Origin of the sequence: Paraburkholderia graminis (genome assembly GCF_003330785.1) — a bacterium.
In the GTDB taxonomy this organism is placed as follows: Bacteria; Pseudomonadota; Gammaproteobacteria; order Burkholderiales; family Burkholderiaceae; genus Paraburkholderia; species Paraburkholderia graminis.
Genome location: NZ_CP024935.1, coordinates 284,113 through 302,815, shown reverse-complemented (window position 1 = coordinate 302,815; position 18,703 = coordinate 284,113). Strand labels below are relative to the sequence as shown.

The following is an 18,703-nucleotide window of genomic DNA, read 5'->3' as shown; positions in this document are numbered from 1 at the left end:
TGAGATGCGGGTCGGAGGAAACACGGCCAACGGCGACCGTGTTCCGACATAACTACATTCCGGATCGAATTGCCGGATCACGGCAGCCGGATGCGCCTAGCCTATCCCACGACCTCGTCGGAAAGCGGCAACCGCGCGTGTCCGCCATTGCCGACGTCTGCGATGAAATCAGTGAACCGGTCGCGATACCACTCGGCGTCGCCATAGCGCGCTTTTGTCGTCTCTCGCGTAAGAAGCCGGGCGACATGATCGACGCAGACGTCCTCGACCGGCAGCGGCTCATGCGGACCCGGTAATGCATTGTCGCGCAGGAATTCCGCACACTTTGGCTGGTAGCAGAACAGCATTGTTGGAACGTCATACACAAAGCTGACGATCGCGCCGTGCAGTTTCGAAGTAACGACACAGGCCGCTGCGGCGAGTAGATCCACGACCGCTGTGACCGAGTCCCCGTATCGAAAACGCTCCACCGAAACGTTCGACGGAGAGAACAGGCGAGCGATGTCTCCTGTCACCGCAACACTTTCTTCGTCCAGCGAGACAAATAGCACTTCATCCACAAGCCGCTGGCTGTCGACGTACGCAAGTATCGCAAGCACCGCGTCAGTATATTGGCGCAGGTGAATGGACACGATCAGCGTTCGTCTATCAGACGGTCTGCGCTTTGGCGTGTAGATCGCAGGCAACGCAAAAGCAAGATCCCTGAGATTGACGGGCGCCGATCCTGTCACTTCGGCGACGAGGCGAACCGACGCTTCATCGCGCACGGCCACGTATGGTATGTCGCGAAGGACAGCCTCGAATGCGCTTCGCCGCTCTGCCGATGCAAACGGTCCGACCGAAACGCCAAGCGCTGCGACTGGCTTGCTGAGCCGCCGGCCCAAACGAACGATCAGCTTCGCAAAGGACAGCGAAGCGTTAGCACCAAATAGCGAGCCTCCACCGAAAATGGCCGCCCGCGCAGACAACATCGCTGCAACATAAGTGACCGAGCGTACCGCGGCACCGACTCCGCCTCTTCGCATCCAGAGGCCACGTGCCCCCGGCAGATGGAACGAGTGCGTCAACTCTTGCGCCGGTGAAGCGCCCACGATCAACGGCTCGATGCCTCGTGCCCGAAGCGATATGGACTGCAACAGATATCCGAACAGGTCGTCGCCGAAGTTGCGCCTTCCATAGAATCCGAAGAAAGCAATGCGGGTCGTGCGGCTACCCGATGCGCGAGCTGTGCTGCGGCCAGGTCCGCCCTTATTGCACCCATTCGATTGCGCGGCGGCCGGCGCCGCTACGTCGAACTCGTTCATTTCAAGACCTCTGTTGAAAGTGCGCGAGTCAGGGCCGGCGAATGATGAGCATGCACTGGCGACAGCAGACGCCGGTAAATGCCGACGTAAGAGCGAAACAATCGGGCGTCGCCGAACCGGGCAAGCGCATGCTTCGCCGCCGCCGTGCCCATTCGTTCGCGCAATTGCGGGTCGTCGATCAATCGACGTGTGTAATGCTCGAGCTCCGCATCGTTGCTTGCGAGGAAGCCGGTCACGCCGTGGACGATGACATCCCGATTGCCGACGATGCGACTAGCGACCGCCGGCAGCCTCGCCGCCTGCGCCTCTATCAGCGCAATCGGCATGCCCTCCCATAGCGAAGGCAAAACGAAGATGTCGCATTGCTGAAGCGCTCGCCTGAGTTCCGGCGCCGCAATCCATCCACTCAACTCAACAACCTCGCGATCGATCCAGCGATCAATCGCTTCCGCTTCGCCATCGCCATACCACACAGCACGGACGCTGGATGTTCGCGCGAGACGTTGGGCAAGCTGCGTGAATCGCCACGGCGCCTTCTGATAGGTAACGCGCGCCGACGTGCATACGACGACCTGCTCGCGAGTTTGTCTCGTGGTGTCGGCCTCGAAGTCATCGAGCTTCACCGCGTTCTCGACAAGGCTCGTGCGTTGCGGATTCGAAAGCAACATTCGCGCGTAACGCCATTCGCTTTTTGAGCATGCAACGATGTGCCCGCCCATTGCATGCAGCGTCCGTTCGATTAACAGGAACAGCTTTGCCTTTAACGCAGACGTGTCCTCTTTCAGAAACGCAAACCCGTGCGGCGAATAGATCGTGCACCCGCTTAGTCCGAGCAACCGCGTGGCGATGCGGCCTAGCGCCGCCGCCTTCGACGAGTGGAGATGAACAATGTCGGGCCGCTCCCGAAACAGCTCGACGAAAAGCCTGCCCAGACTCGAGAGGTCGCGAACTCCTATGGCAGTTTGCATTTCCACGACCCGGCGACGCACGCGCGGATCGAACAACTTATTCAGCGTTGCGTTAAGCGGCGTATCTTTGCGCACGGAATGGAGCACAACGACGTCATCGCCCGCAGCGGCCTGACGATTAGCTAGAAGAACCACGCAATGCAGCACGCCGCCACCCAGCGCTTCTGTTACGTGTACGATTTTTTGCCGCAAGATCACTACTCCATATTCTGCAATTCTGGCGCTGCGCGATAAGGCAGGAATGGCGATGCGCCACGGCCTTCTTCATCGCTCATGTTGTGGATTCGTCCCGCGAGTGCGATGAGACCGATGGCGAACAGCCACGCCGCCAACCTTGTGTTCATCCGCCCCGTCGGCGGAGCAAACTGACGCCAAAGCACAACCAGCATCAGATAGACGAGAATCAGCTGGAAGCGGATGCCCGCATACGTGACCTGTGTCATGCCGTAAAGCGCCGCTGCCAGCACGGCAAAAATCATCCAGCCGACGGGTGGAATCGCGAACTGCCGCCGATGCATGACCATGACGCCCAGCATGAGCAACTGGATCAACAGGAACAGCAATCCAGACGTTGCATTGGGCGCTTCGATGCCGGTGTAAAGACTCGTCTTGTCGGCGAGGTAGCCTGGGACCAGCAACGACCCGCCGGCGACAGCTAACGCCGCACCGACGAACGTGATCGTGTGCCCGCGCCGCGTGGTCGCGACAAAGAGCAGGAACAGCAATGCCGATGAGAAATGCACACACGTCCCGACCACCGCGAAGATGAAATACCGAAGCGGCTTTCGCTGCGGCGAGAAGCGCGTGGCCAGCAGAAAGATCGAAGCCGCAAGGCCGAATCGCATCACGTTCATGGTCAGTTCATAGAACATGCCGGGCACGAGCACGAGGCCGCCGAACCAGATGCCATGACGACTGCGTGAAATGGACCAGAGCAACAGCAGCGCGGTTGTCATCGACACGCTGTTGACGACGAAGCGCGGGTCGGGCTCGATAGCCCAGAGAAGCCTCGCATACGCATTGAACAGCGGCTCGCCGCCATAGCCGTTCCCTTGGCCCAGATCGGCGAACGCCTGGTAGTAGGCGGCCGTGTCGGTGCCGCAATGGCCGCGCAAGACCGCGAGCGCGACCATCGGCAGCGCACACGTCACAATGACAGCGGTGCTGGTTCCACCGTACGCAACGCACAGCGCGACGCCGAGATAGAAGAACAGCAACGGCACAAGGTAGTACGTCATGAGCCGCACCACCCCGCTTGTCGTGTTGCGGGAATCGCCGCTATGCGTCTCACGCAAACCTCCGTGACAGCAGGCAGCGCCGCAGATATTTCGCGCCGCTCAACGCAGAAAAACACAGCCATTCGCCGGGACCGATCACTTGTCGACGGCGCAAGCGCAGGTAGTTGTCCTGCTCGCCTTTCTGGATTTTCAGGAGCTGGGCGCTCAGTCCGGTTTGCGCGCCGAACTGCGCCTTGTAAATGTACGAAAGCGCGAAAGGGAACAGATAGGCCTCGCCTCCCTCCACGAGCACCACTTCCAGCAACATGAAATAGTCTTCGGCGTGGCGCTTGTTTTCATCGAAACGTGCGCCGACGTCCGCGCGCATCAAAATGCTCGAGGGCGTGAAGCGGTTCGAGAACAGAACGCGTCGCCGCGATACGCAGCGCGGGACGGCAACGGCCGGCCACGGTTGAGACGCCAGCAGACCGCCGGCTTCGAGTTGCGCCACGGGATGCCCGGTTATCGCGACCTCCGGATGCGCGCGCATCCACTTGTATTGCGTCGCCATTTTCGCCGGATGCCAGCTGTCATCCGAGTCGAGGAACGCGATGTACGGCAGCGTCGTCGCGGACCATCCGGCGTTACGCGCCGCACCCGGCCCCGCGTTGCGCGGCTGCAGAAGTACGCGAAGCCAATTGCGCGGATAAATCTGCGCCAATTCGCGAAGCAATTCGCGCGTGCCATCCGTGCTGCAATCGTCGACGAGAATCAACTCCTGCGGACGGCATGTCTGCTCGAAGACGGATTGAACCGCACGCCCGATCGTGTCGCGGCAGTTAAAGCACGGAATGATCACGCACACCGGAATCTGTTCCGGAGGCATTGGCGACATGCTGCGGGCATCTGGCCGCGCGTCGATGCCGGATATCGGCTGCTGCCGTTCGCGGAACAGGAAGTGGCGAGCGCACAGCACGGACAGCACCGCCCACACCACTTCGCCCATCACCGAAGCGGCGGCTGCGCCGACAGTGCCCGCGACGAGCACGCCGATGAGTCCAGCGACCACGCTGAATAGCAGTGCGGCGGCGGCGCACCAGTTGCGCACGCGGACCAGGTTGCGGGTCGTCATCACGGACGACGCACAGACCGTTAAAAATCTGAACGGTGTGCTCAGTGCCATGATGACGACCACTTGCACCGCTTGCCCGTATTGCCTGCCAAACACCAGCGGGATGGCGACCGGCGCGAGCAGCGCCGCAACCGCGCCCAACGCGAGACCTGAGACGAACATCCATCTGCCGCCTTCCCGATACATCCGCTCGAGACGTTCGTCGCCCGATGCGGCCCATCGATGAAGACGCGGCATGAGCAGTTTCTGGAACAGAACCGTCGGCAACAGATAAAGCGCGCTAACAATCGTCAACGCGACGCTGTATGCGCCGACGTCCTGAGGTTCGCCCAGGTGCGAGACGATAACCAGGCCGCTTTGGCCGTACGCATAAAACAGCAGGCCGGATACACCGAAGGGCAGCGCGTTGCGCCACAGTTCCATGACGGGCGGCGTCGGCAGTCCTTCGCGCGAAAATCGTTCCGCGAGTTTTGGTCCATGCCCGATCAGGTGCACCGCGCCGCTTCGCAGCGCCGAGACGGACTGCCATGCGCCGAGCGTCACGATGACGGCAATACAGCCAAAGCCGGCCGCGACAATCAGGCTGCTTGCGCCCAACCGCCAGCACACCAGAAGCAACATGAGACGTCCGGCATGCTGTAGTCCTTGCCACATTGCAACCCGGCCGAATTTTTCCTCCAGTTGCAACTTCACCGAGGCGATCTCGATTGCGCCTTGCGTCAGCACCGCCGGCAGCATGAATAACAGCAGTGCACCGGTCTGCGCATCCGGAGTGCCTAGCCATGCCCACAAGGCGGCAGCGAGAAGACACACCAGCGCGCTGCGGGTGACGAAACGCACGGATGCTTCCATCCATCGACTCGCGGACCAGCCCTCGCTGCCGTACGCTTTGAGCCAGAACGACGGCACGCCGAACCCGACCGCCGGCGCAACGATAGTCACGACAGCGAGCGCAGCAGCGAACCGCCCGTAGTCCGCCGGCGACAGAGACCGCGCAAGCACTGCCTGCACGGCGAACGCCAGGCCCGCCGACATCGACGCGCTGACCAGCAGCACCGACGCAGCGCGAGCGTCACGGATGCGCGAATTCATTCTTGCGCTCCGTCCATCATCGGACGCGCATCTTCACCTCGTGAGCGCCCGTAGCGGTACGTGCCATAGGTGGTGCCATTGCGGAAGCGCCCTGCATGACGATCGATTCCGTTGAGCACAACGCCCTTCACCGCAACGCCCACATGCTGCAAGCGGCGCATGCACTCTTCCATTTCCGCAGCCTTCGTGACCGAGGCGCGAGCGACCAGGAAGATGTTGCCGTTTGAATATGGCGCGAGAATCGCCGCATCGGGCACCGGCAACAGCGGCGCGGTGTCGACGACCACGAGGTCGTAGCGCGCGGACAACGCCTTGAAAAGATCGCCTGTGCGTTCACTACCGAGGTGGTCGGCCGCATTCGGCGGCATCGCGCCAGCCGGCAGGAAGTCGAGCGTCGAGCGCTCCAGCTTGCGGATCGACGCGTCCAGTTTGCCCATGTCGGCGATCACGTCGGACAGTCCGACTGCCGAAATGCAGCCGTATGCGCGAGTGAGTCCGCAGCGTCTCAGGTCGCCGTCGACCAACAGCACACGTTTGCCAGTGCGGGCCACGACCGCGGCGACGTTGGACGCGATAAACGATTTGCCCACATTCGGCGACGGCCCGGTGAACATCACGACGTTACCGCCGCCATCGGACAATGAAAACTGCAGCGCAGTGCGCAGACTGCGCAAACTTTCGATTGCCGGATCGGCTGGGTCGATAAAAGCAAGCGGACGCCGCGGACGCGTTTCCCGACCGAAGTATCCAGACCAATGGAATCCGCCCCTGCGTGCCACCGGCACCACGGAGAGCACATCGAGACCTGTGCGCTCCGCCAGTTCGCGGGAATCCGAAATCCCATGGAACAGAAGGTCGCGAATAAACGCGGCGCCGACCGCTGCAAGTAACGCGACGGCGATGACCGCGAGGCACAGCAGAAAACGCCAGAAGCGAACCGGGCGGTCGGGCAACAACGCCTCGTCGAGAACGCGGACGTTGCCGACCCGTCCCACTTGCAGAATCTGCAGTTGTTCGATGTTGTTCAGCAAGCCCACGTATAGATCGTTGCTGATCTTGACGTCGCGCTCCGCCTTCACCACCTGGCGCTGCATCTCCGGCAGGCCGTCGATCTGTTGATTGAGTCCACTCGACTGCGATTGCAGAACTGCTAGCTGTCTATCGAGAGCCGTCACGGTCGGGTTGGTCGGCGCGAAACGCGTCAACGCTTCGGCTTTCTTCTGCTGCAGCGTGGCGAGCCGTATCTCATTGTCGGCCGCTAGTTGCAGTACTTTTTTGGCTTCGCCTTCAAGGTCCACCGATCCAAACTTGCTGCGGATTACCGCATAGGCTTTTTCTGCGCTGTCCAGTCTGTCGCGCAAGCCAGGCACCTGGCCGCGCAGGAACGCGAGCGACCGCGCGGCCTGCTCGGCTTTGCGCGCCTCGTTCTGCTCCAGGTAGTGTTGTGCGAGATGGTTGAGCACCTCGGTGATCCGTACCGGATCGGCGCCGCGCAACTTCACGCGCAGCACGTTGGAATCCTTTCCTTGTTCGCTGATCGAGAGGCTGTCCTGCAGCTTGCCGATCGTCTCGAGGCGCGATTGCCGCGTGAGCTTGAAGCGGGCACCAACCGCAGCATGCAACGCGCCGACGCACAACGTCAGCGGACCGTCATCGGTCATGAAGGTTTCGGTTGCGCCGAGCCGGCCGACCACATCCTGCTTCAACCCAGGTCCGGAGAGCCGGTACGCGCCCGCGTCAGCAACGGTCAACGAGTACGCCGATCCGATCAGTGCGCTGGGCGTGTCGAAGCGTTCGACGTACGCGCGCTCTTCACCCCACGTATAGCCGCCCATGCCCAGCAAACCGGGGCGCGATAATCCCTTGCTGGCGCGTGCGATCGCCCGGCCGACGAGTGGGAAGCGAACTGGCTCGGCTTCGATGTACAGGCCCAACTCGTCGACGACCGCAGCCACGACGAGCCGCGACCGCAGCACCTGCATCTCCGTATCGGCGGAAGACTTGACCTCGAGCATCGACGAAAGGTCCTGACCCAGCAGTGACGACGCGGTACTCGCACTGCTGCTCTCATCGACCTGAGTCACCATGTCCGCCTCGTACTGCGGATCGGAAAGCAGCACCGCGGCAAGGCCGAGAACACACAGCGTGCCGAAAATCCACAGCATCATGTGCCGGTAAAGCAGGAACACATCGAGGATCGCCGCAAGATCGAAATCCTTTTCTGCGTTGGCGGGTTCGTGCAAAGCGTGGGACTGGTTCACTGTGCCACCCCCTCGACGTGGGCCGCGTCATCGCGATGACGATCAGCGGACCGCACGTTGAATTTCCCTAGCCGCTCTACCCAGTAGTCGATACCCACCGTCAAGCTCTCCCTGCACTGGCGAAACGCCGATAGGGACAAGCCCATGGGGTCGTCGATATCCATGTGGTCGAAGCCGCGCACCGGAAATATGCGGCCGCACATCACGGGGAAAAGCGACTCAATGGTTTGCTTCTGCCGCGCGGTCATCGTAAGAATCAGATCTGCCCGGCTTGCCAGTTGCCAGGTCAACTGCCTTGCGCGGTGTTCCCGCATATCGACGCCGACTTCTGAAAGCACCGCGACGGCGTTGCTCGCCGCCGGTTGCCCGACCATCGCCGCAAGTCCGCAGGAATGTACGTGCACGCCCTCGATCTTCTGCTGTAAAAGAGCCGCAGCCATAGGGCTGCGGCATACGTTGCCTTGGCAAACGGTCAAAACGTTGGAGATCATCTGTCTTTGGTTCTGTATTGCGGTGTGCCGAGGAATTCGACTTCGCACACCGGCGTCATGACGAGCGCCATACCGCCAGTTCATCTATTTGCAACTGCCCCGTCCATCCAATGAAAGCGGCAGTGACCATCGCCTGCGTTGCGCCCGCTGGGACGGTCGCTTGCGCGGTCGGCAGTTCATGCGCGGCGCTTTGCGATTCGCTTGTGCTCAATGGAACGCCCGGCGCGGCATCGAAGTGGAACGCGAATTTCACGCGGCCCGTTACACCTGTCGTCGCTGCGCTGCAGGCCACGTTGAGGACGTCGCCCGGTACAACCGGGAAAGCGGCTCGCGTCGCCACGGAGAACCGCGCGTTGCCTGCATCAGGCAAGCTCACGTGGAGAGCCTGCTTTCGTTTCGCCGATGCGCTGACCTGCGTGATCGCAGTGGCGTCCGCAACTGGACCCGCAACCACAATGCTTCCTGCGAGTTCGGCACCTGCGGTCACCGATGCGCTCCAATGGGTGAGCGCGCCTACCGGTGTGCCGGGAGTGTCCAGTTCGAAAAGACTGTCGGCATTGATCACGCTTCCTCGCCAGGGCAGCGCGTGGACTTGCTGGAAGCTCATCGCTGACAGCGACTCCACGGACACTTCGTCACCGATCAAAGCCGTCAGGCTGCCTTGTGCCGGAGATTCGAATCGCCACTCGACGCCGGAAGCAGAAAGCTTCGCTTTGCCCGCCGCCAGTTGACGCGGTGCATTGCTCAAGTCCTTACGCTTCCAGTGCCTCGGCAGCACGATCGAATCGCGGAATACCGTGCGAAGATGCTTGCCCGCCTGCGTGGCATCGACCAGCAAGCCGTCGATACCTTCTATGTGGCAGTGATTGAAGGCGACCGTACCGAAACTCGCATGGGGCCCGAAATGCACGACGTCGCCGTTGAAGTCGAACGAACACGCGTCGAAAACGAAATCCATGCTGTCGGCGTCGATTGCAATGGCTCGCGCGGAACCGGAAAACGTGCAATCGACGAAGGTCATCCGCTCACCGCTGTTGACGCTCTTTCCATCGGCGGATGCGACGCAAATACCATGTTCGCGGTTCTGCTCGAACCGGCACGAATGCCATGCACTCAGATAGGTATTGATGGGATCGATCGCGAGCGCTCCGCGCCAACCGGTGATCACAACGTTGCGGCCGCCCGCGTCTCGTACCTCACCCGAAAACGAGGGCTGCCGATTGCCCATCACGACGCCCCGCCCTTCCGCGCGTGCCACGCCGGGGCCGAGGATCGAAATCGTGCCTCCCGCTCCATCGAGGAATGGCGAACGGTTGCCGGGGAAGCGCAATTCGGTCGACGGAAGCATCGTTTCGTTTCTGCACGTCAGGCCGTCGCGACCCACCGGCATCGTCGAGAAGTCGAGCAGAACGCCGCCCACTGAACGCAGCTTGATCCACGGCAAGGTATCGATCGTGTCGGTCAGAACATATCGGCCGGCGGGGATCAGCAGGCTCGGCAAGCAGGAGGTGTCTTTCGTGCGTAGGCCGAGATCGCGCACAAAGTCGATCGCGCGCTGCAGCGTGCCCGTGTCGTCGCTCGCACCCGTGCCCTTCCGCGCAAAATCATGCAGCCAGCGAACGCCACCTGCAGAGTCGTCCGGTTGCGGCTCGCCCCACCCAGGCGAGACCGCGGATGCGCCGAGCACTGCCATCCCGGCCGATAGTCCGATTGCGGAGCGGCGGTTCATCGTGCCGCTTCCCGCACGCATCCAGCCAGCACAAAGCGCAGTCTCAGGATCACTTCGCCACCAGCCCCGCGGTGAGCCCCGCGTTGATGGCCGGCAACAGCAGACTCAGCACGCGGCTAAAGCGAACGAGTCCGTTGCCGTCGACATAAACGATGTCTTTCGGTTCGAGTTCGAAGCGGTTGGCGAGGACCATCGAGACCGGCGAAGCGGCATCGAGATGAAAAATGCGCGCGTCCGTGCCACGTCCGCGAATGACATAGAGATTCCCGGCATCCGCGGTCGCGGAACTGATGCTGCCCGCCTGTGAGAGTGCGTCGCTCAGCGTCATGCGACCGTTGCGCAGCGGCACTGCCGTGACCGGCTTCGCGACTTCACCCATCACGAACACGCCGCTTTCATCCCTCGCGGGCACGCGAACCAGGTCGCCTGCACGCAGCATCAGCCTCGAAGGACTCACACCACGCTGCAACATGCGGACGAAGTTTATGTCGTACGACTTGCCGTCGCGAGTCAGCGTGATGCGGCTCTGATCCGCAGCCGGGCTGAAGCCGCCGGCATGGCTGATGGCGTCGTACAGCGTCGTCGGAATATCGTTGACCGCTTGCGCGCCGGCCTGCCGGACCTCGCCATCCACGTAGACCTGCTTCGCGCGGAACGACGCCATGCGAACCGTCACTTGAGGATCGCGAAACGACTTGCCGAGTTCCACGGCAAGCTTGCGTTGAACTTCTGCGACCGTCATGCCCTGGACGTGGATATTGCCGGCAAACGGGAATCGCAGGCTGCCGGTATCGTCGATGATGAATCCGGGCGGCGGATCGAACGCGCGCGCCGCCGCAGGCGAAGGTGAGCCGGATGCGGCCGCTAATTCCGGATGGTCCCAGACAGTGATTTGCAGCACATCGCCAGCGCCGACCGTATAGGCCGTCGCGTGCCCGAGAAGCGCTTCGACGCTTGCGTCGCTACGATGCTCGACCTCGCCTTCCATTTGATCGAGCGAAGCCAGGGTCACTTCGGTGACTGGCACGGGCAACTGCTCGCCCGGCGTCTGGTCGCTGCCGCTGGTCATGGGCAATGCGGCCGATTCCTCCATCCGCATACCGGGCGCCACCGCGCATCCGGTGGTCAGCAACGCGACCACGGTCATCAAGGCTCCCAGCCGATACATCGGCTGGGACAAAACTGCAACTGACATCGTACTCAACCTGTTCAAGCGGGCGCGCCGCAGCGCCGCCCTTGTCGACTGCATCGCGGCAGTCATGATTCGTGTGCGTTGGGCTGCACCCTTCCATCGAAATGCCGTTTAATAAGCATTCCGATTCACCAACCCCCTCACCACCGTCGCCGCAACAATCCGCATATCCAGCGCGAACGACCAGTTGCGCAGGTAATAAAGGTCGTGTTCGACGCGCGCCTGCATCTTCTCGACGCGATCCGTCTCGCCGCGAAAGCCGTTCACCTGCGCCCACCCGGTAATACCAGGCTTGATCCGGTAACGATGGATATAGCCATCGACGATCGTCCGGTACTGGTCGTCGTGCTCGATCGCGTGAGGGCGCGGACCGACCACCGACATCTGCCCGCGCAGCACGTTGAAAAACTGCGGCAGTTCATCGAGACTCGTGCGTCGCAGGAACGCGCCGACGCGCGTGATGCGCGGGTCCAGCCGGGTCGCCTGATGAACCACGCCGTTCTGCTGCGTGTGAACGCGCATCGAGCGAAACTTGTAGATGCGAAACACGTTGCCGTCGGCGCCCATGCGGCGCTGCGAGAACAGCACCGGGCCTCGCGACGTCAGCTTGATCGCGGCCGCGACGAGCAACATCACCGGCGACAGCGCAAGCAAAGCCGCCGCAGCAAATGCGCGGTCGAACAGCGCCTTTTGCATCAGTGCATGAGGCGTCATCGGCGACGCCATCAGGTTGATCGCGGGCAGCCCCACCAGCTCGACCACGTTGCGATCGAACATGGCGAGAGCGCGCACATCGGGAATGAAGCGCAGGTTCACGAGGTCGCCGCTGAATTCCTCGACGATGCGCAGCACCGCGTGCTCTTGCGACATCGGCATCGCAAGCCACACTTCTTCGGTTCGCTCACGGCGCACCCAGTTTGCGAAGTCGCGCAACTCCGAGAACGACGACAGGCCCGGCTCCGCGACCGTTTCGCCGTGCAGCGGATCGAACGTCGCAACGGCGCGAAAACCGGAATCGGTCGAAGCCGCGATGCTCGCGAGCACGCCATCGCGATGCGCGCCGCTGCCGACCACCGCCACCATCCGCAGATTGCGTCCGGCTCGTCTGATGCGGCCAAGCATCGCGTGGATCAACAGACGCGAGGCGACGAGCAGCACCGCGGTGATGAGGGTCCATCGCACGCACCAGATTCTGGACAGCAGCCCCGCGCGATGAAGCAGAAACATCATCGCGAGCCCGCACAGTTGCACCACGATCCAGCCCGCGACGACGTTGAGCGTCAGATGCAGTTTCGAACGCCCGCGCCACGATTCATACACGCCGAACCACGGCAGCAGCATCATGGCGAGCGCCATGTCCAGCGCAACGAATGCGCCCTCGAGGATCGGATGCCCCTCTCCAGCCGGCAACAGGCGCGCAAGCGCCGCCGCCATCGCGATCATGAGCACATCCAGCAGGCGCGCGAGAGCGCTTTCCATATCGACGGATTCGCGGCCCATCGTTTGACGAAACACCGTACGCATGACTGTGCCTAACGGCCGGCGCGACGACATCGCGAAACCGCGCAGTCGCCATCACCGGACATACCAATACGTCTGGGCACAAATACGGACATCATGCGGTTACTCTCAACAAGAGCTATCTGAAAATGGACGGACGCGTCACTTCTTGAGTGAGGGCGCATTCTGCCCTTACGCTGAATGCTCAGGGACCAGAAATTTCCTAAGCCGGGCGGCTATTTGTCAGCTAGATAGACATCGGACGAGCCGAGGCGTCGGAGCGGCGCGAAGATGGGATGGCCGCGCCTCGCATGCCGCGGCTATAAGCGATCGCTTATGCAAAGCGCGAGAAACTTTAACTATCTGTATTGACGCCGCGCCCCTATGCTCAATCAGTGACCCTCCGTCGTGTCCGGCGACGCGCGGCATGGGCAAGCGACTTCTCATAGTCACAGGAGCGGCATCATGAAGATCTGCATCTTCGGAGCGGGAGCGATAGGCGGCTTGATGGGCGTGCAGCTTGCACGCGCCGGCGCCGACGTCAGTTTCATCGCGCGCGGCGCGCATCTCGCGGCAATGCGCGAGCACGGCGCGCGTCTGATCATGGACGGCGAGACGGTGAGCGCGCCGGTCCGCTGCACGTCCGATCCGCGCGAGCTCGGCGTGCAGGACGTCGTCATCATCACGTTGAAGGCGCACTCGCTGCCCGGCGTGGTCGACTCGATGCAGCCGCTGCTCGGCAAGCACACGGCCATCGTGACCGGCGTGAACGGCATTCCGTATTGGTACTTCTATCAGCACGGCGGCAAATTCGCGGGCACGCGCCTCGCGAGCGTCGATCCGGACGGCAGTCAATGGACGAAGCTCGGCCCCGAACGCGCGATCGGCTGCGTGCTCTACCCGGCCGCGGAGATCGTCGAGCCTGGCGTCATCAAGCATGTGTACGGCAAGAAGTTTCCGATCGGCGAGCCGAGCGGCGAACGCACGCCGCGCATTCAGCAATTCCACGAGATCATGCAGGCCGCGGGTTTCGAGGCGCCGATTCGCGACAACATCCGCGACGAAATCTGGCTGAAACTGTGGGGCAATCTGTGCTTCAACCCGATCAGCGCACTGACGCACGCGACGCTCGACGTGCTCACGAGCGACCCCGGCACACGCGCCGTCTCGCGCACGATGATGCTCGAAGCGAAGCGCATCGCGGATCAGTTCGGCGTGCACTTTCGCGTCGATGTCGAAAAACGGATTGACGGCGCGGGCGCGGTGGGCGCGCATAAAACGTCGACGCTGGTCGATCTGGAAAACCGGCGGCCGATGGAAATCGATCCGCTGCTGACCGTCGTGCAGGAAATGGGGCGGCTCGTCAACGAACCGACGCCGACCATCGACGTCGTGCTCGCGCTCGTCAAGCTGCGCGAGCGCATGGCCTTGCAGGGCGCGTGAGCGCGTTCGCGTTTATCGCGTTGGCCGTCGTGGCTGGATGATGGTAGGTGCAAAAGGATCGGACGCCGTCCGATCCTTTTTTATTGCGCCGTTATTACCGCTATCGCTACGGCTCGCTACTGGTCGATCGCGAGCCAGACCGCCTTCGGCTCGGTGAAGTTTTCAATCGCGACGTCGCCATGTTCGCGGCCGAAACCCGAATCGCCGGAACCGCCCCACGGCAGACGCACGTCAGTGTAGCCATACGTGTTGATCCAGACGGTCCCTGCCCGCAGGTCTCTTGCCACGCGATGCACACGGCCAATGTCCGCGCTCCACACCCCGGCCGCGAGGCTGTACAACGTGCCGTTGGCGATACGGATCGCGTCGGCTTCGTCGTCGAAACGAATCACGCTTGCCACCGGTCCGAAGATCTCCTCCTGCGAGATTCGCATTTCGTGTTCGACGTTGGCGAATACCGTCGGCTCCACAAAGAAGCCGCGTTCCCCGACCCGCGCCCCGCCCGTCACGAGCGATGCGCCTTCCGATCGCCCCGCATCGACATAACCGAGCACGGTCTTCATTTGCGCGGCGGAGATGAGCGGGCCCATCGACGTTTCGCGCAGCGACGGATCGCCGACCTTGATCGACTTCGCTCGCGCGGCGAGCCGGTCGACCACTTCGTCATAGACATCGCGATGCGCGAGAATGCGCGAGCCCGCCGAGCACACCTGGCCGGTGTTGAAGAAGATGCCCGACGCCGCGGCTCGCACTGCGTTGTCGAGATTCGCATCGGCAAAAATCAGGTTCGCCGATTTGCCGCCGAGTTCGAGCGTCACGCGCTTGAAGTTGCTCGCCGCGCCTTGCAGAATGCCGCGCCCGACCGAAGGCGAGCCGGTGAACGTGACCTTGTCCACGCCCGGATGCGCGACGAGCGCGTCGCCGACCACGCGTCCCTTGCCGGTGACGATATTCAGGACTCCCGGCGGTAGGCCCGCTTCGAGCGCGAGTTCGCCGATACGCAACGCGCTGAGCGGCGTGATCTCCGCGGGCTTGACGATCAGCGTGCAACCGCACGCGAGCGCGGGCGCGATTTTCCACATGCCGATCATCAACGGGAAATTCCACGGCACGATGGCCGCGACCACGCCGACCGGTTCGCGGATCGTATAGGTCAACGCATCCGGGCGAACGGGGACGACCTGGCCGTTGATCTTGTCGCACCAGCCGGCGTAGTACTCGAGCGTGTCGATCGCGGCCGGAACGTCCTGGCGCATGACAGCAGCAATCGGCTTGCCGGCGTCGAGGCTTTCGAGCGCGGCGAGCTCGTCGAGATTCGCGCGCATCAGGCCCGCGAGGCGGCCGAGAATGCGGCCGCGCTCCGCCGCCTTGATGCCGTTCCACACTTTCAAAGCGGCGCGCGCGGCGATAACCGCTGTGTCGACGTCGGCCGCGCTGCCTTGGGCCACGTGCGCGATCGGCTCTTCGGTGGCCGGATTGATATCGACGGAATATTCGCCTGTGCCCGGCGGCAACCGCTTGCCGTCGATCAGCAGATCATGGCGCCTGAGGTCGGTGTCAGTGTCCATCGTAAAGCTCCTTGCATTGAGATGTTGCGTGGCTGAGTGCTGCAAACCGGTCCGGGGATGACCGGTGCGCGCAAGGACCAGGCGGCGCTACGGCTCGTGAAGCGCCGCGCCGCTGCGCGCGGCGACGGGCCATGAAGAATCGGAGACTGTGTGCGAAGCCGGACTTGTGTTTGCCTCCGGGTTTGCCTCGCGGTTCGCCTCGACGCTCGCGCTGCTCGACAACGCCCCGCCCTGCTCGGCAAACTGCGCCCACGCAGCCGCGGCATTCGGCCTGAGCGAGCGGTTGCGGCGATGCACGAGCAGCGTCGTCAATGTCGCCTCGGGCGCGAGAGGCCGGCTCACGAGCGACTCGCCCACGGCGGGCCAATGCGAGTCGACGGGCAGCACGCCGACACCGAGCCCGAGTTCGACCATGCGCAGCACAGCCGCGACGTGCCCGAATTCCTGCACCGGACGCCGCTTCAAACCGTTTGCATTGAACGCGCGATCGAGCGCCGCGCGCGCGCCGGCGTCGGCGTTCAGCGTGACGAGCGCCCAGTCGTGCAACGCATCCCAGGCGACGCTCGCGTGTCGGGCAAGCGGATGAGTTGGCGGCATCACCGCATGCAGCGGCGTCGTGAAAACGACTTGCGCATGCAATTGATCGCTGACGAGCGGCTCGGCCAGCGAGACCACGCCGAAATCCACCTCGCCGTGCTCGACGCTCACAAGCACACCGCTTTGCGCCTGGTCTTCGACGGTAACGAGAAGTTCGGGGAATGCGGACGCGCAGCGCGCGAGTCCCTGTGCGACCCAACTGGACGACAACACCGGATTGCTCGCCAGCGCGACCACACCGCGATGGCCTTCGTAAGCACCGCGTTCTTCGCGCAACGTCAGATCGATTTCATCGAGCAGGCGGCCGATTCTTCTTTCGAGGCTCGCGCCTGCATGCGTCAGTTGAACCTGGCGCGTCGTGCGGTCGAACAGTTTCAGATCGACCGCGTCTTCCAGTTCACGCACGCAACGGCTCACTGCGGACTGCGTCAGATCGAGTTCGCGCGCCGCGCGCGTGAAGCTGCGTTCACGCGCGACGGCGACAAACACCTTGAGTTGCTGCAACGAAACGTTCATGACGTAGTGGCCGGCGCGCGGCTTGCCGGCCTGTTCCTATTGTTCCTATTCGCCGGTTTGCTCGGGCCAGTGGCTAAGACGCGAGGCCTTGCCGTTACCGTTACCGGCGACGGCCAGCACGCCTGGCGACGGCTCGTCCTGCGAGTGGATCCAGCGCGAGCGCATCGGCGCGAGGATGAACTTCGCGGACACGCCCGCGGCAATCGTGATCACCGCGGACACCGTGAACACGAGGCTCCATCCGCCGGTTGCCGACAGCACCGATGCAATCGGCACCAGCAGCGAGGCCGTGCCCTTCGCGGTGTACAACGTGCCGGCGTTCGCCGCCGCATACTTGCTGCCGAAGGTGTCGGCGCAGATCGCCGGGAAGATCGAGAAGATTTCGCCCCAGAACAGGAAGATCAACGCGGCGAACGTCATGAACGCATACGGGTTCGTGCCGTACTCCATCATGCCGAGCAACGCGAGTCCTTCTCCAATGAAGATCATGAACATCGTGTTTTCACGGCCGATCTTGTCGGAGATGAAACCGCACAGAGGACGCGTGAAGCCGTTGCAGACGTTGTCGATGGAAAGCGTGGCGGTGAGAAGCGGCAGCGTGACGCCGAAGATCGTCATCGGAATGCGCGCGAGGCCCCAGTCTTTCGCGATCGGACCGATCTGCGCAGTGGCCATCAAGCCGCCGGCTGCGACTGCGACGAACGACACGTAGATCACCCAGAACACCGGCGTCTTGATCATCTGGCCCGGCGTGAGATCGACCTTCGACACGGAGAACTTTCTCTTCGCCGGCGTATGCTTACTCAACACCGGTTTCACCAGCAGCATCGCGAGCAGCAGAATCGCGACGCCCTGCAAGATGCCGAAGAAGAAGAACGTGTGCTCATAGCCCGAGCGCGTGATCATGTTCGCAATCGGAATCACGGTGACTGCCGCGCCCGCGCCGAAGCCCGCGGCCGTGAGACCCGCGGCCAGACCGCGCCGGTCGGGAAACCATTTCAACGCGTTGCCGACGCATGTTCCATACACGCCGCCCGCGCCGATACCCGCGATCACCGCGGACGTGTAGAGCATGGGCAAGGTGGTCGCATACGAATTCATCACCCACGCGAGGCCCGCGCATACTGCGCCGCCTGCCACCACGGGCCGTGGACCGAACTTGTCGACGAGCCAGCCCTCGAGCGGGACGAGCCAGGTTTCAGTGAGAATGAAGATGGCAAACGCCAGTTGAATCGAGGCCTGGCCCCAGTGATGCCGCGCGTCCATCGGTGCGACGAAGAGCGTCCATGCGTACTGCAAATTCGCCACCAACGCCATGCACACCATGCCGATGACGAGTTGCCACCAACGGTTCGCCCAGAATACGCGGGCCGCGGTCTGTTGAGTGATGTCGTCCATGTGCCTTGTCTCCGCAATTATTTAGTGCAGCCGGCCAAAGCGCCGTGCTGTATGTGTCCCACCTTATCGTTATCACCCGGAAAGCCTTGCAATCCGGGAATGTTTAATATTTGAGTCTTTAAAGCGCTTCCTTTAAAAAGCGCTTTATTCATCGCCTTTTGGAAGTTCTTAATTCCGACTAATCCGTTTTGTTGTTTTCCGCCAATCTGCCGCCTGGTCCCGCCACGCCTGAAATCCAAGCGTTAACCCGAGTGTTCCGTGGCAGCTTCGCCTTGTTTACAAACCCATGCTAGGG

14 protein-coding genes are annotated in these 18,703 nt (G+C 62.5%); 2 read left to right on the top strand and 12 right to left on the bottom strand.

Features of this window, described 5'->3' with window-relative positions; genetic code table 11:
• Positions 1–101: 101 nt before the first annotated feature.
• From CUJ91_RS19535 to CUJ91_RS19500, 8 genes are read right to left on the bottom strand one after another with little or no spacing between them, the layout of a single operon-like run.
• Positions 102–1,304, bottom strand: a complete 1,203-nt coding sequence (locus CUJ91_RS19535) for a polysaccharide pyruvyl transferase family protein (protein WP_114156899.1) — start codon at positions 1,302–1,304, stop codon at positions 102–104.
• Positions 1,301–2,464: a glycosyltransferase gene (locus CUJ91_RS19530; RefSeq protein ID WP_153067644.1), complete on the bottom strand. Its 1,164-nt coding sequence runs from the start codon at positions 2,462–2,464 to the stop codon at positions 1,301–1,303. Before CUJ91_RS19530 ends, CUJ91_RS19535 begins: the two co-directional genes overlap by 4 nt.
• Positions 2,465–2,469: 5 nt before the next feature.
• Positions 2,470–3,510, bottom strand: coding sequence for an EpsG family protein (locus CUJ91_RS19525; RefSeq protein WP_153067643.1), 1,041 nt, complete (start codon positions 3,508–3,510; stop codon positions 2,470–2,472).
• 49 nt (positions 3,511–3,559) lie between these two features.
• Positions 3,560–5,713 (bottom strand): glycosyltransferase, encoded by a 2,154-nt coding sequence (locus tag CUJ91_RS19520; protein ID WP_114156896.1) that lies wholly within the window; start codon positions 5,711–5,713, stop codon positions 3,560–3,562.
• On the bottom strand, positions 5,710–7,974 hold the full coding sequence (locus tag CUJ91_RS19515) for a polysaccharide biosynthesis tyrosine autokinase (protein WP_114156895.1): 2,265 nt from the start codon (positions 7,972–7,974) through the stop codon (positions 5,710–5,712). The genes CUJ91_RS19520 and CUJ91_RS19515 overlap by 4 nt, the downstream gene beginning before the upstream one ends.
• Positions 7,971–8,465, bottom strand: coding sequence for an arsenate reductase/protein-tyrosine-phosphatase family protein (locus CUJ91_RS19510; RefSeq protein WP_161966588.1), 495 nt, complete (start codon positions 8,463–8,465; stop codon positions 7,971–7,973). Before CUJ91_RS19510 ends, CUJ91_RS19515 begins: the two co-directional genes overlap by 4 nt.
• A gap of 55 nt (positions 8,466–8,520) precedes the next feature.
• A complete protein-coding gene (locus CUJ91_RS19505) occupies positions 8,521–10,194 on the bottom strand; it encodes a hypothetical protein (protein ID WP_153067642.1) in 1,674 nt (557 codons plus the stop codon).
• A gap of 49 nt (positions 10,195–10,243) precedes the next feature.
• Entirely contained in the window at positions 10,244–11,362 is a 1,119-nt protein-coding gene (locus tag CUJ91_RS19500) for a polysaccharide biosynthesis/export family protein (RefSeq protein ID WP_407762947.1), read from the bottom strand.
• Between CUJ91_RS19500 and CUJ91_RS34890 the strand changes: the two genes are divergently transcribed.
• Positions 11,262–11,501, top strand: coding sequence for a hypothetical protein (locus CUJ91_RS34890; RefSeq protein WP_244231101.1), 240 nt, complete (start codon positions 11,262–11,264; stop codon positions 11,499–11,501). The two genes, CUJ91_RS19500 and CUJ91_RS34890, sit on opposite strands and share 101 nt — an antisense overlap.
• Here CUJ91_RS34890 and CUJ91_RS19495 read toward each other — a convergent pair.
• Positions 11,498–12,910 carry an undecaprenyl-phosphate glucose phosphotransferase gene (locus CUJ91_RS19495; RefSeq protein ID WP_114156892.1) on the bottom strand — a complete coding sequence of 471 codons (1,413 nt, stop codon included), beginning with the start codon at positions 12,908–12,910 and terminating at the stop codon, positions 11,498–11,500. The two genes, CUJ91_RS34890 and CUJ91_RS19495, sit on opposite strands and share 4 nt — an antisense overlap.
• Positions 12,911–13,351: 441 nt before the next feature.
• On the opposite strand from CUJ91_RS19495, the gene CUJ91_RS19490 reads away from it, so the two are divergent.
• Positions 13,352–14,329 carry a 2-dehydropantoate 2-reductase gene (locus tag CUJ91_RS19490; RefSeq protein WP_006049175.1) on the top strand — a complete coding sequence of 326 codons (978 nt, stop codon included), beginning with the start codon at positions 13,352–13,354 and terminating at the stop codon, positions 14,327–14,329.
• A gap of 116 nt (positions 14,330–14,445) precedes the next feature.
• Here the strand turns inward: CUJ91_RS19490 and CUJ91_RS19485 are convergent, their stop codons facing one another.
• The 3 genes from CUJ91_RS19485 to oxlT all read right to left on the bottom strand — a co-directional run bounded on the left by CUJ91_RS19485 (position 14,446) and on the right by oxlT (position 18,408).
• Positions 14,446–15,897 carry an aldehyde dehydrogenase family protein gene (locus tag CUJ91_RS19485; protein WP_029966510.1) on the bottom strand — a complete coding sequence of 484 codons (1,452 nt, stop codon included), beginning with the start codon at positions 15,895–15,897 and terminating at the stop codon, positions 14,446–14,448.
• 87 nt (positions 15,898–15,984) lie between these two features.
• Positions 15,985–17,010 carry a LysR family transcriptional regulator gene (locus tag CUJ91_RS19480; protein WP_114156891.1) on the bottom strand — a complete coding sequence of 342 codons (1,026 nt, stop codon included), beginning with the start codon at positions 17,008–17,010 and terminating at the stop codon, positions 15,985–15,987.
• A gap of 45 nt (positions 17,011–17,055) precedes the next feature.
• Positions 17,056–18,408 (bottom strand): oxalate/formate MFS antiporter, encoded by a 1,353-nt coding sequence (oxlT, locus tag CUJ91_RS19475; protein WP_006049172.1) that lies wholly within the window; start codon positions 18,406–18,408, stop codon positions 17,056–17,058.
• Positions 18,409–18,703: the final 295 nt, after the last annotated feature.

Bases quoted from the DNA above. Each gene is read 5' to 3' on its own strand.
- CUJ91_RS19525 (WP_153067643.1), bottom strand. From the start codon at position 3,510: ATGACGTACTACCTTGTGCCGTTGCTGTTCTTCTATCTCGGCGTCGCG.
- CUJ91_RS19480 (WP_114156891.1), bottom strand. From the start codon at position 17,010: ATGAACGTTTCGTTGCAGCAACTCAAGGTGTTTGTCGCCGTCGCGCGT.
- CUJ91_RS19520 (WP_114156896.1), bottom strand. From the start codon at position 5,713: ATGAATTCGCGCATCCGTGACGCTCGCGCTGCGTCGGTGCTGCTGGTC.
- CUJ91_RS34890 (WP_244231101.1), top strand. From the start codon at position 11,262: ATGGGCAATGCGGCCGATTCCTCCATCCGCATACCGGGCGCCACCGCG.
- CUJ91_RS19505 (WP_153067642.1), bottom strand. From the start codon at position 10,194: ATGAACCGCCGCTCCGCAATCGGACTATCGGCCGGGATGGCAGTGCTC.
- CUJ91_RS19535 (WP_114156899.1), bottom strand. From the start codon at position 1,304: ATGAACGAGTTCGACGTAGCGGCGCCGGCCGCCGCGCAATCGAATGGG.
- CUJ91_RS19510 (WP_161966588.1), bottom strand. From the start codon at position 8,465: ATGATCTCCAACGTTTTGACCGTTTGCCAAGGCAACGTATGCCGCAGC.
- CUJ91_RS19500 (WP_407762947.1), bottom strand. From the start codon at position 11,362: ATGTATCGGCTGGGAGCCTTGATGACCGTGGTCGCGTTGCTGACCACC.
- CUJ91_RS19485 (WP_029966510.1), bottom strand. From the start codon at position 15,897: ATGGACACTGACACCGACCTCAGGCGCCATGATCTGCTGATCGACGGC.
- oxlT (WP_006049172.1), bottom strand. From the start codon at position 18,408: ATGGACGACATCACTCAACAGACCGCGGCCCGCGTATTCTGGGCGAAC.
- CUJ91_RS19490 (WP_006049175.1), top strand. From the start codon at position 13,352: ATGAAGATCTGCATCTTCGGAGCGGGAGCGATAGGCGGCTTGATGGGC.
- CUJ91_RS19495 (WP_114156892.1), bottom strand. From the start codon at position 12,910: ATGCGTACGGTGTTTCGTCAAACGATGGGCCGCGAATCCGTCGATATG.